The following is a 13,022-nucleotide window of genomic DNA, read 5'->3' as shown; positions in this document are numbered from 1 at the left end:
TGTATGGTACCGTGTGCCGAAGTAAAACGGTGTCGTCGGGAACACATTCAATTACGAGGCCACCGAGGGGTCAAGACATGGATCACGAAATCGAGCATCGGCCCTCGTATGCGCTCCTCTCGGTCGAACTCGACCAGAGCGAGCAAGTGCAGGCCGAAGCCGGCGCGATGGTCAGTCACACAGACGGCATCGAGATCGAAACCGGTGCGCAGGGCGGGATCGTCGATTCGCTGAAACGCAAGGCCTTCGGTGGGGAGTCGTTCTTTATGAACACGTTCACCGCCGAGCGGCCGGGCCACGTCACGCTCGCGCCGCCACTACCTGGCGATGTCGTCGACAAGGACCTCCAGAGTGAACGTCTGCTCGTCCAGTCGGGGTCGTTCCTGGCTGCCCAATCCGGAGTCGACATCGATACGCAGTTTGGCGGCGGACGGACGTTTTTCGGCGGTGAAGGGCTGTTCCTGTTGGAACTGTCTGGGACCGGCCGGGCCTTCCTGTCGAGTTACGGTGCGATCGAGCGCGTCGATCTCGACCCGGGAGAAACCTACACGGTCGACACTGGCCACATCGTCGCCTTCGAGGGCTCGACGAGCTTCGATGTCCGGAAAGTCGGTGGCCTCAAGTCGACGCTATTCAGCGGCGAGGGGCTGGTCTGTGAGTTCGAAGGCCAGGGCTCGGTCTGGTTGCAGACCCGCAGTACCGACGCTTTCCTCTCGTGGCTGATTCCGAACCTCCCGTCCGGAGACGGCGGCGATCACGACAGTGGGTTCAGCGTCGACTTCTAAGCACGGTCGATTACCCGGTCGGCGCGAGGCGGTGGCCGATGACACCGCTCACAGTGCGTTTTCGACGGCGCTGGCGACGTCCCGGGCCTTTGCCGCGAGGGCTTCGGGGACGTGCCCGGCTTCGACCGCCGCGTCGAGTTCGTCGTCGTCGACGCGCTCGACGGTTCCATCGGCGTGTTTGACGACATCGACGTGGAGGTCGACGTATCGCACTTCGTCCGGGAACACTTCGACGGGCGTACAGATGTTGACATACGTGCCGCGCTTCTGTCCATCGTTACCCCGGTAGACCGTCGGATACCACCACCTGCCCTCGGTGAGTTTCGTCACGGCGACGTCGCCGGCCTGGCGTTCGATCCCCAGCCCATCGTAGGTACCACCCGGCGACATCTCGCGCTCGACCCGGACGGTTCCATCGGGGTCGCGGTCGGTGACTTCGCCGTGACCGAGACTGATCGTCCGGCCGTCGGGTTTGCCGTGGGCAATTCTCACCCGGTCGCCCACCGTCGGGCCGAACTGACGAGTAACGACATCGAAGGGGAACGACCCCTCGAAGTCGGGGGCGAGCGCCTCGACGAAATCGACGGCGGCACTGGCCTGTTCTGCGCCCGCCTTGATGCGATGGTGGCCGGGCATCGTCGGCGTGACGGCCCGGCGACGCGAATCGAGTTCGAACCGCGACGCCCGGCCGAACTGGACCCAGGTCGTCGACTCCCCTGGGAACACCTGGCCCGTCCGGGTGCGATCGTCGGCCTCGGCGAGTGCTCGATCGAGATCCTCGGCGCGATCGAGCAGCGGTTCGAGAGCGGCTTCGAGCACCGCGAACTCAGCCTCGTCGGCCTCGCGGTCCCAGGAGACACGCCACCCGTCGGGGATCTCCACGGAAAGGACATCGAGCAAATCGGGACCACTCGTCGCTGTCGATTCCTCACGCACTAGCGACGCGAGCGCGCCCCGAATCGAGAATTGGGTCGTCACTTCGGGACGCGCGTCACTCCAGGGGCCAACAGGGCGGTCGATCTGGACGCGCACGCGATCGTCGGTCTCGACGTGGGCCGCTGTCGCGCCGTAAGGGAGAAACGCCTCGTCGTCGCCAAGATCGACCAGTGCGCCGCTTCCAAGCGTGTCCGTGACGACGCCGTCGAAGACAGCCCCCGCGGGGTCGAATCTACCCACGTCAATGTGTCTGTAGCGACCCTGAGTCGGTCGACGACCGCGCCGACGGCTGCCTCGTCACCGAGAACGCCCACACCGAGACGATCGTCGTCGGGCACGATCGAGGCGTCGGGTGGGGCCGTCTCGAAGTCGACGTCGAACCGGCGGGCGATCGGACCGGACGGCCAGCCGACCGCGAATCGCTCGTCTGCGACGAGCAAGTCAGTGAGTGCCGTCGCGTAGATCCCACGGCACTGGACCGTGAATGGCGCAGTAGCCGTCATAGTGTGTCAGTGTCGAGCGCGAACCGAACCCGGTCGTTGACCGTCGAGCCGAGGGCGAGTTCGACGAGTTTGCCGTCTTCGAGGACGCGACCGCCCTCGATAGGGACGCCCCAGTCGTCGAACCGGAGATAGCCCCTGATGTCGTCGGCGTGGGTGTAGAGATCGATATACTCGACGACGTGGGTCTGGTGGTCGGCGTCGCTGTGGGCCATCGTCATGTCGGAGACGACCTGCTGGTGAGTCTCGAAGAACGATTCGATCGCCTCGGCCGTCTCGTCCGTCGCTTCGACGACGATCTCGGCCGCCGTCTGGATGTCTTCAGTAGAGAGGCCAACTTCCCGGAGTGCCCGCTGGGTTCGCGGATCGAAGTGCATGTGCTCGCGGTTGGCAGGGCGCGTTTGAAAACGTCGCGGTCGACCGCGAATGGTGGCCCCTGGGTGCTCAAGCGACGATGTTCAGGACGATAACCAGCACGCCAAACAGTGCACCAAAGGCGACAATCGTCTTGGGATCGATCGTGATTGCGTTACGGTCTTCGGCGTCGAAATACCGGACGAGACCGGCACTCGACATCAGGCCGCCGCCGTCGTTGCTGCTCATATCGTGGTGGACGCCACCGATCGGCCTAAGGCTTACGACACGTCAGCCCCGGCTGGGAGAGGGGAAGTTGCCCACTGAGAGTCGGACAGTGAAAACCCTTATTTCGCCGCCTCGGCTAACCACAGTAGGCATCATGTCCGTCACTCTCAAGGACTTTCAAGCAGACTGGTGTGGCCCGTGTAAGACCCAGGATCCGATCCTCGAAGACCTCAAAGACGACTGGCCGGACGTCGAGTTCGAGAAGATCGACGTCGACGAGAACCAAGACGTCGCCAACGAGTATCAAGTGCGGTCGCTGCCGACCCTGATCATCGAAGACGACGACGGCATCGTCGAGCGATTCATCGGCGTCACGCAGGCCGACGATATCGAATCGGCTCTCGAAGAGGCGTCCACGTAGCGACGTCACTCCGCTTTTCCCGCGTTTGGTGGCCATCGAGCGAGGAGACAGCGCTGTCAGCATCAAGCGACGCGACGACACTGTACTGTGTCACTGAGATGGCTAAAACAGATCGAGTGGCTGCCTACTCGAAGCGGGCGCCTACGTCGTGGTGGTCGTCGTTGTACTGGGCCAGATTGATCAACAGCGGCGTCACTGACTCGACCTCGGCCGCGTTGTCGATGGGACCGGCGTGTAACGCTCGGAGCCCATCGATAGCCTCGGTCAGCGACGCGACCGTCCCCAGTGCATCGTCGTCGTTACCAACCAGCAACACGTCGATGGAGAGCTCGGCGTCCAGATCTGCCAGCCGGCCGGCAGCCAGGTTGTGGAACGCCCCGACGACGGGGACATCTGCCGGCGCAGCGTCGGCCGCAAGCGCCGTGACGCTGCCGGCACCCGGCCGGTTGTAGTGCATGCCGGCTTCGTCCCGTTTCATCCCCACGGCCGGACTGACCAGTACCGTCCCAGCTGCGAGATCGTCTCTGACGGCTTCGATCGTCTCGACGAGGTGGTAAGCCGGGACCGCTGTGACAACCACGTCGGCACCCGTCACGGCCGCTTCGTTAGCCAGTCCCTCGATGGTCACGTCCAGGCCCTGGTCGGCCAGTTCCGTCTCGTATTCGTCCGCAGCGCTCCTGGCTCGTTCGGCATCGCGGGAACCGATGACAAGCTGGTGGTCGGTGTCGTGCGCCCACCGGAGGGCGAGGCCTTCCCCAACGTCACCGGTTCCGCCGAGAATCGCAACTCGCATATCTCATCATTGGGTCGAGTGGCGTTAAGCCTGCTACGGTATTGGCAACTGACGCGTCACGCGCCGAAAACGCCTCACCCGCTGGGATCCAGCAACGCGGGCAACTCGTTGACCGTCTCGACGACTGCCTCGGCCCCAGCGTCCGCGAATGCCACACGCCCCTCTTCGCCAGTCAGCCCGCCAGTGAGGACACCGATCCCGTGGTACGTGCGCTCGTGATCGGCCGCCGCAGCGTTGACAGCCGTGCGAACGTCGTCTAAGGTATCGCCCGCGAAGGCGACAGTCTCGGCGTCGAATCGCTCGGCGAGGGTCTGCAAAGCGGCGGGGTCGGGCTTGCCCGCCTCCCAGTCGTCCATCGTGAACCGGTGGGCGTCGGGAACCGAGAGGCCAGCACGGTCGAGGGCGATGTCGGCCTCCGCTGCTGGCCGGCCAGTCAAAATACCGACGTCGAAGTGCGTCTGCAAGGCCTCGATGGTCTCACGGTCGATGAGGACTGGTTCGTCGTGAATGTACCCCGGTTCGTCGAGGACCGGTTTTGCGCCCTCGATCTCGCGGTACAGATCGCTCCCGAGATACAGTTGCTGGAAGATCTCACGGTTGTACGCCCGGTCGAGTGCCGTATTGATACGTTCTCGGGCGTCAGCAGGCAGGCGATCGTCGATGACGGATTGTGCGCCGCTAAACCCGCCCCCAGAGGCGGCAATGTGATCGGTGAACGTCTCGACGCTCAGTTCGAGCCCTTCCGCCCGAGCCAGTACGTATAACGCGAGCGCATCGGTCAGCATCCAGTCGTTGTTGAAGCCGCCGGCGTCTTTGAACGGCTGGAGCGCTGAGCGAGCGATCCGCTCGTCGTGCACTCGGGCGACCGTCTCGACGACGGCCCGACGATAGGAGTCCGCGACATCGAGGAGGACGCCGTCGACATCGAGGACAACCGCATCAGTGTCCATTCGTGCACGGTGTGACGCACTCACAGACAATGGGTGTTCCGACTGCCGCCTATCGCGGTCGTGTACGTCGACAGACACGACTGGGCACAATCCCTGTACCAGCGGGCGTCTCCGAGGGCGAGGTTTTTAAGCCTCGTCCGATCATATCCATCTCCATGCACGTGGACATCGTGCCGGTTGGTGAGCTGCCCGCGATCGTCAAGCGGGAAGCATCCGCCGGGTTGCGTTCCGTCTTCGACTGTGATGTCAGCGTCCACGATGCCCAATCGGTCCCCGCCGGCGCGCACGATCCCGATCGTGATCAGTACCGTGCCGAAGAGTTCATCGACCTTGCAAAGCGGGTGGGCGTGGGCGAGAAGAACGTCGCAATTACTGCCAGAGACCTGTTCTATCGAAACCGCAACTACGTGTTCGGGCTTGCATACCTGGACGGCAGCGGTAGCGTCATCTCGACACACCGACTCCAGACGTCCTCGGACGGCGGCCTCTCGAATAAGTCCTCTGGGGAAGTGTTCGCCGAACGCGTCCGCAAAGAGGTCGTCCACGAGATCGGCCACACACTCGGTCTCGAACACTGTGACAACAAACGCTGTGTCATGAGTTTCTCACCGCGCGTCCGGCAGGTTGATCTCAAAGAACAGACCCTCTGTGGGAGCTGCCAGCGGCGCGTCCTCTGAGCGGTCGGCCGCGCCTCGAAGCAGAGCAGTTCTCAGAACACACCGGGTGCGACCACGTACACCAACAGCGTGCCGATCGAACCGGCAAAGAGCGCGAAAATAACCGTCGGGACGATCACTTTCCGGAGGATGTCCCCTTCCCGGCCAGCGATGCCGACGACGCCACAGATCGCCGCGATGTTCTGGACGGAGACCATGTTCCCGACCCCGCCGCCGACGTTCTGAATGGCCACGATCAGCCCTTTCGAGAGGCCGACGTTCTCGGCAGCGTTGTACTGCAAGGCATTGAACAGGATGTCAGAGACCGTGTTCGAGCCAGTGACGAACGTCCCCAGTGCACCGATCCACGGGACGACCATCGGCAGAGCACCGCCAGCGGCGGTCGCCAGCACTTCCGAGAGAACCTGCATCATTCCCGCGATGTTCTCGGGATTCTGGGCGGATTGGCGCATGATCTGAGTAAGTGAGACCACGACAACCAATGTCATCGCCGCCGGTGCGACCTGCCGGATCGATTCCCGCCAGGCCTCGACAGTCCCTTCGAGATCCAGTCGGTACAGGAGGCCAGTACCGAGTGCGATCGGGATGAACGGCATCGTTCCCGGCAAGTAGAGATACTGCAGGTTCCAGCCGAGTTCGGTACCCAACAGGCCAGTAACGCCAATGGTAAACTGCTGGAGCTGACTCTCGATGCCCAGGCCGGGCCAGCGAGTCACCAGCAGGAAGCCGGCAACCAGCAGGTACGGTGTCCAGGCGAGCCAGACGGGCATCTCCTTGGTCGGCTCGTCATCGCTGATCGAAGCCAGATCGAGGCCCCCAAGCCAGGTATCCGACCACCCACTGCGGTCGGGGAACGTCCACTTGCGTTCGGGAACGAGGACGTTCGCGTTCGCCATGACGATCCCGACGCCGATCACCACGAACCCGGCGGCGATGTCCGGCAACGAGTAGCCGACGAACCACGCAACAGCCCACTGGACGAGGCCAGTGATCACGCCCAACACGAGCGCGAACGGGAGAATTGGGAGCGTCGACCGGGCCGCCCCACGCAGCGAGCGTTCGTCCTCGTCGCCAAACCAGTAAATCAGGAGGAAGACGCCGAGGATGCCCCAGAAGACGAAGGTCAGCCCGGTCATCACGCCGGTCCACTGGCCGACGATCATCTTGAACGCCTCGATGCTCTTTCCGTCGATCAGCTCGGCACTCATCCCTTGGTCGACCCCGCCGATAATCGGCGTCCCCGCGGCCCCGAACTGCGGGTTGGGAGCGTTGAAGAACAGTCCGAACACCGCCGCCGCAAGCGGCGGAAAGCCCAGGCCGATAAACAGCGGCGCGGCCAGCGCCCCGGGCGTCCCGAAGCCGGCGACGCCCTCGATGATGGTCTCAAAGCCCAGCCCGATCAACAGCAACTGGACGCGCCGGTCGCTCTCGATGCGCCGGAAGAACCACCGGATCGTACTGATCGAGCCGCCGACTTCGAGGTAGTTCATCAACAAGATGGCCCCGAAGACGATCAGGATGATATCAACCGCGCCAAGGACGCCTTTGAGCGCCGCTGCCGCGAACCATGTGCCTTCCATACCCCACACGCCAAGTCCGAGTGCCGCGGCGATCACCCAGCCGACAGTCATCGATCGTGCGGCCGACCAACGCAGCCCGGCCAACAACACGAACGAAACGACGATTGGGAGACTCGCCGCCAGTGCTAAGAGCCCAGTACTCGTCATCTACACGTCTGTGACAGGTCCCGCGGTAATAGTCACTCGATTCAGTTCGCTATTTGCCTCGATCGATCGACATTGATGCTGGCCATGTGAAAGATAGTTGCAACGTGCTACCTGCGCTCGGTCGCGTCGCTGTCTCAGCGTTACTGAACGCGCCGGTCGACAATCAAGCTGGGAGCCACCCCTGGTTCATCGCTCCTCAGAGGCCCAGTTCGACGATCGGAACGTCTCTGTGCTCGACGGTCGATTCGAGTCGGTCGGTACACTCGAGCAGTTCTTGGGGTTCGTGTGCGTCCGAGCCGATCGTGAACCCGACGCCGGCATCGACCAGTGTCTCGAAAAACTCCTCACTTGGATGGAAGTCACCATACTCCCGGGTGACGCGACCGGCATTGATCTCGGGGACAGTCTGTGAGGCGGCCAGCGCGTCGGCGATCCGACGGTAGTGGTTCTCGGACAACAGACCCCGAAGTGCCGGATTGCGCTCGACGAGATCGATGTGGGCCGCGATATCGAACAGGTCCGAGTCGAGCAGCCCAACCACTCGATCGACGTACGTTTCGACCGCGCGCTCCCGTTGGGTGGGCGAGAGCGCGGCGAAGTGCTCTCGGTCGTGGACGTTTGCCCCGTCGAGTTGGTGGACGCTCCCGATCGCATAGTCGAACGCCGCGTCGGCGAGGAACTCGTCGATAGCATCCTCGTGGTCGGGATGATAGTCCATCTCGACGCCGTCGTACAGCCGGAGGTCGGTCCGGTCGCGATACCGCTCGATCGCCCGGCGACGGCGCTCGTGGGTGAGATCCAGGTTGAACCCGAAGGCGTCCCGGTAGGCGCGCGCCCCTTCGGTGTCGAAGACGTTACAGTGATCGGCGAGCCCGAGCCCGTCCAGGCCTGCCTGCTCGGCGGCGGCGACCATACGGGGCAACAACGACCCGTCGGAGTAGGTAGTGTGCACGTGATAGTCGTGCATCAGCCACTCGTTCGGTGAGGACGGACTTGCGGGTTTCGTTCCCGGTTACTCGGGGGCGTAATAGTACTCGCCGGCCTGCTTTTGCTCGCGATCGAGCTGACTCTCCGGTTTGTTGATCCGTGGTCGGGACGTGCGCTCGTCCCGGCGGAACGTGATGTCGAGGTTGCTCAGGAAGTCGTTCATCCCGTCCCGCATCGACTGGGGCGTGCTGGCGTGGCCCGAAACCGCCGGTTCGCCGTCGAAGACCAGCAGGCGATCGGCCAGCAGGTCGATCATGTAGATGTCGTGATCGATGACCATGGCCGTCGCGTCGTGGTTCTCGGCATAGCGGCGGATCGCGGTGGTCGCCAGGACGCGCTGTTCGACGTCGAGGTGAGCGCTTGGTTCATCCAGCAGGTAGAGATCGGCGTCCCGCGAGAGGCAGGCCGCGATCGCCACGCGCTGGCGCTCCCCGCCAGAGAGATCGGTGAGTTGCTGCTCCATGATCTCCTCGAGCTGGAGTGGCTGGGCGATCTCGGTGTTCCAGTAAGAGGTCCCAAAGTCCTCGGCGATCGAGGAGAGAAAGGCGTCGACGCGCATCGGCTGGTCGACCTCGACGTATTGGGGTTTATACGAGATGTCGAGTTCGGCGTCGATCTCGCCGGCGTCCGATTCGAGGCGGCCGGCCAGCAGCTTCGCGAAGGTGGACTTCCCGATCCCGTTCGGGCCGACGACGCCGAGCACCTCGCTCTCCCGAATCTGTCCCGACTCGACGGCAAGCGAGAACTCGCCTTCGCCGTAGCTCTTCTCTAAGGCCGGGTACTCGATGACCGTATCACCGGTACTGACCGATCGAGGGGCGTGCTCCTCGAACTCGATGGCCTCCTCGCGGATGCGCATGTTCTCGTTTTCCAGATAGCCCGCGAGGTACTCGTTGATCCCACTTTTGACGGATTTGGGGTCGGTAATGACACCGAAGGCACCTGGCCGGCCGTAGCCGACGTGGATAGCGTCGGCGAGCAGGTCCAGAATAGCGAGGTCGTGTTCGACGACCAGCACCGAGCGGTTTTCCTCTTCGGCGAGTTCCTGAATCAGCCGGGCGGCAGTCATCCGCTGACCGATATCAAGGTACGGTGACACTTCGTCTAGGAAGTAGAAGTCAGCATCGCGGGCGACAGCCGCCACGAGGGCGACCCGCTGAAGTTCCCCACCCGAGAGCGTATCGATGTCTTGATCGACGACGGGGCCGATGCCCACGCGCTCGATCAGGTCGTCCAAGACACCGCGCTCGTCGGTGCGTTCGAGCAACTGCCGGGTCGTTCCGTCGAACTGCTCGGGGATCTGGTCGACGTACTGTGGTTTCCGGGCGACCGTGACGTCACCGTCCAGCAGGGATTCGAGGTAATCCTGCAGGGCCGTTCCGCGGTAGGCATCGAGCACTGCGTCCCACTCCGGGGACTCCTCGAACTGGCCCAGATTCGGTGTCAGTTCGTCGGCAAGCATGCGCACCGCGGTCGTCTTCCCGATTCCGTTCGGTCCCAAAATCCCCGTTACGCGCCCTGGTTCGGGGGCCGGGAGTCCGTACAGCGCAAAGGCATTCTCTCCGTAGCGGTGGACGGGGTTGTCATCGAGTTCCTGTGGCAGGTTGATGATCTCGATAGCGTCGAACGGGCACTTCTCGACGCAAATACCACAGGATTCGCCGAGACAGATCTCCTCACTGATCCAGACCTGATCGGCCCCGCCACTGTAGGGGTCGCCTTCTTCGAACCGTTCCTCTCGCGTGACGATGCACTCTTTGCCCGTCCGGTTTGGCGGACAGAAGTTGGCACACTCGTAGTTACAGCGGTCGGGCTGACAGCGATCAAGGTCGACGACGGCGATAGAATCTTCAGCCATGTATCAAATCCTCCAGGAATTAGGCGGGGGCAGACGTCAGCAGGATCGACCACGTGACGAACCACATCGAGAACGTCATGAAGGCGATGTAGAGATAATCCTTCGTCGAGAACTCACCGATGTCGACCCCGGCGACCTGCAAGACCGGTAATTGGACGATGATCGCGCCAGCGAGCAGTCCAAGCGCCGTATTCTCCGTTGCAGCAAGTCCCATCACGTCCGAGGCCAGCCCGGCCAGGACCCCCATCACGGCAGTCAGGGCCGTCACAGTCACGCTCTTTACGTGACCGGTCAGTTGTCGCGTCTGTTCGGTAGCCATACCCCAAAGTCGGCCACCCGGGCTAAAAAGGCGTTCGTTCGGCGATCCAGGCCTGCTACATGGCTCCAGTCCCGACAGTACTGCCCGGTAAGCCAGCGATCTGACTCCTCAATCTTTATACGGCCGGCGTCCCGAATGGACTTCAATGGCTGAATCCGACGGAGAGGGGATCGAAGACCTCCCGCCGAGCGCAAAACTCGTCTACAAGGTCCTCGAGTACAAGGGGCCACTAACCCAGAAGGGGATCGTCGAGGAATCGATGCTCTCGGCCCGCACAGTCCGGTACGCCCTCGAACGACTCGAAGAAGTCGACGTCGTCTCCGAGGACGTCTACTTCGCAGACGCCCGGCAGAACCTCTACGAACTGACGACTGAGGACGGCACTGAACAACAAGATCAGGCCGTCTCGGACTAACTACCGCGTCTTCTCTCCGCACTTGGCGACGACAACGGAAACAGTTCGTCCACCCGTCCCGAGAGTCCTGTGACTTGCCGGGGCCGTCAGACGAGCAACGTTTTGGGCGCTTTGGGCACGACGAGCACGTCGCTCCCGGGTTCGATCGCGTCTTCGACCGTCGCTGCCGCGTTCATGAGACAGTCCTCGACGAGTTCGGGGTCCTCACTGTTCGTGATGTAGGCGTCACCATGGCGGAGCGACCGGACTGTGACGAACCCACGCTGAGCGCCGGGTTCGTACCCCTCTAGCATGGCCTGGTAGCACGATTCGGCATCCTCGGCCCCCGAGAGCCACTCGTAGAAGCGTTCCTCGCCGCGGCCCGCGCCATAGCCCTCGTCGAGTACGGCGGGCACGACGACGCGACCGCCCTCCTTGACTGGCGCACCGTCCGAGAGGACGACGTAAGTGATCCCCCGCGTCGTCTGGTACAGTTGGGCGTCCTTGGGCGCGCCGACGCCGGAGACGACGACATCGTATTGCTCGTCGACCTCGAAGGCCAATGCTTCGCGGGCGGTCTCGGCCAGGTTGCGGACGACCGCACCCGAGTCACCTGCTGCCGCGTCCAGGAAGCCATCCGGCCCGGGCGTGACGTTCAGACAGAAATCGAGGCCGAGCATCTGGCCGGCCTCCTCGACGGCTTCCCGGAAGGGGTTGCCGTCGATCTTGCCCAGTTTAACGTCGTCCTGGCTGAGCATCTCCGGGCCGTGCGTGTACTTGATGAACGATTCGCCGCCAGCGCCGATGACAACGGTTTTGGCCCCGCCGGAAAAGCCCGCGTACTGGTGGGGTTCGCTCTGGCCCGTCGTGAGTACCAGATCGGCCTCGGCGACGGGGCGGTAGATCTCGATCGGGACGTCGTTGACTTCCCCGACGGTGACAGTATCGTCGGGATCGTGGTTCTCCGCGAGTGCGGCGTACTCACCGAGTTCGGCTTCGATCTCCGCGTGGTCCATCGGGCGATGGAGCCCCAGGCCGAGGACGATTCGCACCTGGTCGCGATCGACACCCGCCGCGTGCAGTTCCTCGAAGAGGACGTCCACCATGACGCCGTCCGGCGCGTCGCGGGTCACGTCCGTGACGACGATCGCCACCTCGTCGTCCGGGTCGGCGCGTTCGGCGAGCGGTGGCCCGTGTGGATCGGCCACGGCGGCTTCGGCCGCCTCGCGGACGTCGACGGGTTCACCGCCGGGTAGTTCAGCGATCGTTACGTCACAGTCGGGGAGATCAACCGCAAGGTAGTCGTCTCCGTGGGGGACTTCGAATGGCATCTGTTCGGTCGAAGATAGTCGGCGAGCTTCATAGGAATTGCCCACCGATGGGGCCGTCCCTCGTAGTGTCTGCCCGCTAGTCCGACCAGTGGCCCTGAAACACCTGATTGGCGGCAGCCTGCTCGTCGGGCATCACTTCGAGAACGATGGGGCCGTCGAACACCGACGCCTGAATCGTCCGGATCGTCTCGCCCAGATCAATCGTACCGTCGCCAAAGGAGAGTCCATCGTTCCGGCGCGTGCCGTCGGTCAAGTGAACGACGCCGATCTGGTCGGGATAGGTCGAGAGGAGCCGATCGAGCGCGCGCTGGTACTCACGTTCGGCCATGTAGAGATGGGCCGTATCCAGCACCAGTTCGTTGCCGGGGGAAAGGATCATCTCCTCAAGGTGCAGGGCGCTCGCGCCGGTGTTGTTCTCGTGGCCGTGTGGGGCCGAAAAGCCAATTTCCTCGACTGTCGGCACAAACACCTGCAAGACGCGCTTAGAGTGCAACACGAGATAGGCAGCCAGTTCGACCGCGAGACGATCAGCCAGTCGGTAATAGTCCGTTTCGTCGAGTCCCACGTGGGGTGTATGGACCGAGACAGCAGTCACCGGCGAGTCCCGTACGGCCGCCAGCGTCTCCTCGAATGCGTCGAGATGGGGGCGTTCGAGATACAGTTCGACGGCGTCGAACCCCCGCTCGCTCGCGGCCGAGAGTGCTGCCGGTTCGGGCACACACTTGCCAGCAACCGTCGGCCCGTCTGATTCGACCGTCACGG

14 protein-coding genes and 1 pseudogene are annotated in these 13,022 nt (G+C 63.2%); 4 read left to right on the top strand and 11 right to left on the bottom strand.

What is annotated here, in order from left to right; genetic code table 11:
• Positions 1-77 precede the first annotated feature (77 nt).
• Entirely contained in the window at positions 78-785 is a 708-nt protein-coding gene (locus tag Hrd1104_RS03680) for a TIGR00266 family protein (protein WP_154551479.1), read from the top strand.
• Between the two features lie 48 nt (positions 786-833).
• On the opposite strand, the pseudogene Hrd1104_RS03675 reads toward Hrd1104_RS03680, so the two are convergent.
• The 3 genes and pseudogenes from Hrd1104_RS03675 to Hrd1104_RS03665 form a co-directional block, all read right to left on the bottom strand.
• Positions 834-2,224, bottom strand: a pseudogene (locus Hrd1104_RS03675) (DUF402 domain-containing protein).
• Positions 2,221-2,598: a hypothetical protein gene (locus Hrd1104_RS03670; RefSeq protein ID WP_154551478.1), complete on the bottom strand. Its 378-nt coding sequence runs from the start codon at positions 2,596-2,598 to the stop codon at positions 2,221-2,223. The pseudogene Hrd1104_RS03675 and the gene Hrd1104_RS03670 overlap by 4 nt, the downstream one beginning before the upstream one ends.
• A gap of 67 nt (positions 2,599-2,665) precedes the next feature.
• Positions 2,666-2,824: a preprotein translocase subunit Sec61beta gene (locus tag Hrd1104_RS03665; RefSeq protein ID WP_154551477.1), complete on the bottom strand. Its 159-nt coding sequence runs from the start codon at positions 2,822-2,824 to the stop codon at positions 2,666-2,668.
• Between the two features lie 133 nt (positions 2,825-2,957).
• Here Hrd1104_RS03665 and Hrd1104_RS03660 point away from each other — a divergent pair, with 133 nt between their 5' ends.
• The gene (locus Hrd1104_RS03660; RefSeq protein WP_154551476.1) at positions 2,958-3,224 is read left to right on the top strand and encodes a co-chaperone YbbN; all 267 of its coding nucleotides are present in this window, start codon (positions 2,958-2,960) and stop codon (positions 3,222-3,224) included.
• A gap of 124 nt (positions 3,225-3,348) precedes the next feature.
• Here Hrd1104_RS03660 and npdG read toward each other — a convergent pair whose 3' ends face one another.
• Complete coding sequence (gene npdG / locus Hrd1104_RS03655; protein WP_154551475.1) at positions 3,349-4,017, bottom strand: NADPH-dependent F420 reductase; 669 nt, start codon at positions 4,015-4,017, stop codon at positions 3,349-3,351.
• A gap of 74 nt (positions 4,018-4,091) precedes the next feature.
• Complete coding sequence (locus tag Hrd1104_RS03650) at positions 4,092-4,967, bottom strand: TIGR01548 family HAD-type hydrolase (RefSeq protein WP_154551474.1); 876 nt, start codon at positions 4,965-4,967, stop codon at positions 4,092-4,094.
• 155 nt (positions 4,968-5,122) lie between these two features.
• On the opposite strand from Hrd1104_RS03650, the gene Hrd1104_RS03645 reads away from it, so the two are divergent.
• On the top strand, positions 5,123-5,644 hold the full coding sequence (locus Hrd1104_RS03645) for an archaemetzincin family Zn-dependent metalloprotease (protein WP_154551473.1): 522 nt from the start codon (positions 5,123-5,125) through the stop codon (positions 5,642-5,644).
• A gap of 32 nt (positions 5,645-5,676) precedes the next feature.
• On the opposite strand, the gene Hrd1104_RS03640 is transcribed toward Hrd1104_RS03645, so the two are convergent.
• The 4 genes from Hrd1104_RS03640 to Hrd1104_RS03625 all read right to left on the bottom strand — a co-directional run bounded on the left by Hrd1104_RS03640 (position 5,677) and on the right by Hrd1104_RS03625 (position 10,535).
• On the bottom strand, positions 5,677-7,371 hold the full coding sequence (locus Hrd1104_RS03640) for an L-lactate permease (protein ID WP_154551472.1): 1,695 nt from the start codon (positions 7,369-7,371) through the stop codon (positions 5,677-5,679).
• A 196-nt stretch (positions 7,372-7,567) separates the two neighbouring features.
• Positions 7,568-8,338: a PHP domain-containing protein gene (locus Hrd1104_RS03635; RefSeq protein WP_154551471.1), complete on the bottom strand. Its 771-nt coding sequence runs from the start codon at positions 8,336-8,338 to the stop codon at positions 7,568-7,570.
• Positions 8,339-8,383: 45 nt separating this feature from the next.
• Complete coding sequence (locus Hrd1104_RS03630) at positions 8,384-10,216, bottom strand: ribosome biogenesis/translation initiation ATPase RLI (RefSeq protein ID WP_154551470.1); 1,833 nt, start codon at positions 10,214-10,216, stop codon at positions 8,384-8,386.
• Positions 10,217-10,235: 19 nt separating this feature from the next.
• Positions 10,236-10,535 carry a hypothetical protein gene (locus Hrd1104_RS03625; RefSeq protein ID WP_154551469.1) on the bottom strand — a complete coding sequence of 100 codons (300 nt, stop codon included), beginning with the start codon at positions 10,533-10,535 and terminating at the stop codon, positions 10,236-10,238.
• Between the two features lie 145 nt (positions 10,536-10,680).
• Between Hrd1104_RS03625 and Hrd1104_RS03620 the strand changes: the two genes are divergently transcribed.
• Complete coding sequence (locus Hrd1104_RS03620) at positions 10,681-10,950, top strand: ArsR family transcriptional regulator (RefSeq protein WP_154551468.1); 270 nt, start codon at positions 10,681-10,683, stop codon at positions 10,948-10,950.
• Positions 10,951-11,036: 86 nt separating this feature from the next.
• On the opposite strand, the gene Hrd1104_RS03615 is transcribed toward Hrd1104_RS03620, so the two are convergent.
• On the bottom strand, positions 11,037-12,260 hold the full coding sequence (locus tag Hrd1104_RS03615) for a lactate racemase domain-containing protein (RefSeq protein ID WP_154551467.1): 1,224 nt from the start codon (positions 12,258-12,260) through the stop codon (positions 11,037-11,039).
• 76 nt (positions 12,261-12,336) lie between these two features.
• A complete protein-coding gene (locus Hrd1104_RS03610; RefSeq protein WP_154551466.1) occupies positions 12,337-13,020 on the bottom strand; it encodes a sugar phosphate isomerase/epimerase in 684 nt (227 codons plus the stop codon).
• Positions 13,021-13,022: the final 2 nt, after the last annotated feature.

The organism is Halorhabdus sp. CBA1104 (genome assembly GCF_009690625.1).
In the GTDB taxonomy this organism is placed as follows: domain Archaea; phylum Halobacteriota; class Halobacteria; order Halobacteriales; family Haloarculaceae; genus Halorhabdus.
Note: the sequence above shows the minus strand (reverse complement) of the source record. Positions and strands in the feature narration are given on the sequence as shown.

Bases quoted from the DNA above. Each gene is read 5' to 3' on its own strand.
- npdG (WP_154551475.1), bottom strand. From the start codon at position 4,017: ATGCGAGTTGCGATTCTCGGCGGAACCGGTGACGTTGGGGAAGGCCTC.
- Hrd1104_RS03660 (WP_154551476.1), top strand. From the start codon at position 2,958: ATGTCCGTCACTCTCAAGGACTTTCAAGCAGACTGGTGTGGCCCGTGT.
- Hrd1104_RS03645 (WP_154551473.1), top strand. From the start codon at position 5,123: ATGCACGTGGACATCGTGCCGGTTGGTGAGCTGCCCGCGATCGTCAAG.
- Hrd1104_RS03640 (WP_154551472.1), bottom strand. From the start codon at position 7,371: ATGACGAGTACTGGGCTCTTAGCACTGGCGGCGAGTCTCCCAATCGTC.
- Hrd1104_RS03680 (WP_154551479.1), top strand. From the start codon at position 78: ATGGATCACGAAATCGAGCATCGGCCCTCGTATGCGCTCCTCTCGGTC.
- Hrd1104_RS03630 (WP_154551470.1), bottom strand. From the start codon at position 10,216: ATGGCTGAAGATTCTATCGCCGTCGTCGACCTTGATCGCTGTCAGCCC.
- Hrd1104_RS03650 (WP_154551474.1), bottom strand. From the start codon at position 4,967: ATGGACACTGATGCGGTTGTCCTCGATGTCGACGGCGTCCTCCTCGAT.
- Hrd1104_RS03625 (WP_154551469.1), bottom strand. From the start codon at position 10,535: ATGGCTACCGAACAGACGCGACAACTGACCGGTCACGTAAAGAGCGTG.
- Hrd1104_RS03635 (WP_154551471.1), bottom strand. From the start codon at position 8,338: ATGCACGACTATCACGTGCACACTACCTACTCCGACGGGTCGTTGTTG.
- Hrd1104_RS03670 (WP_154551478.1), bottom strand. From the start codon at position 2,598: ATGCACTTCGATCCGCGAACCCAGCGGGCACTCCGGGAAGTTGGCCTC.
- Hrd1104_RS03620 (WP_154551468.1), top strand. From the start codon at position 10,681: ATGGCTGAATCCGACGGAGAGGGGATCGAAGACCTCCCGCCGAGCGCA.
- Hrd1104_RS03665 (WP_154551477.1), bottom strand. From the start codon at position 2,824: ATGAGCAGCAACGACGGCGGCGGCCTGATGTCGAGTGCCGGTCTCGTC.
- Hrd1104_RS03615 (WP_154551467.1), bottom strand. From the start codon at position 12,260: ATGCCATTCGAAGTCCCCCACGGAGACGACTACCTTGCGGTTGATCTC.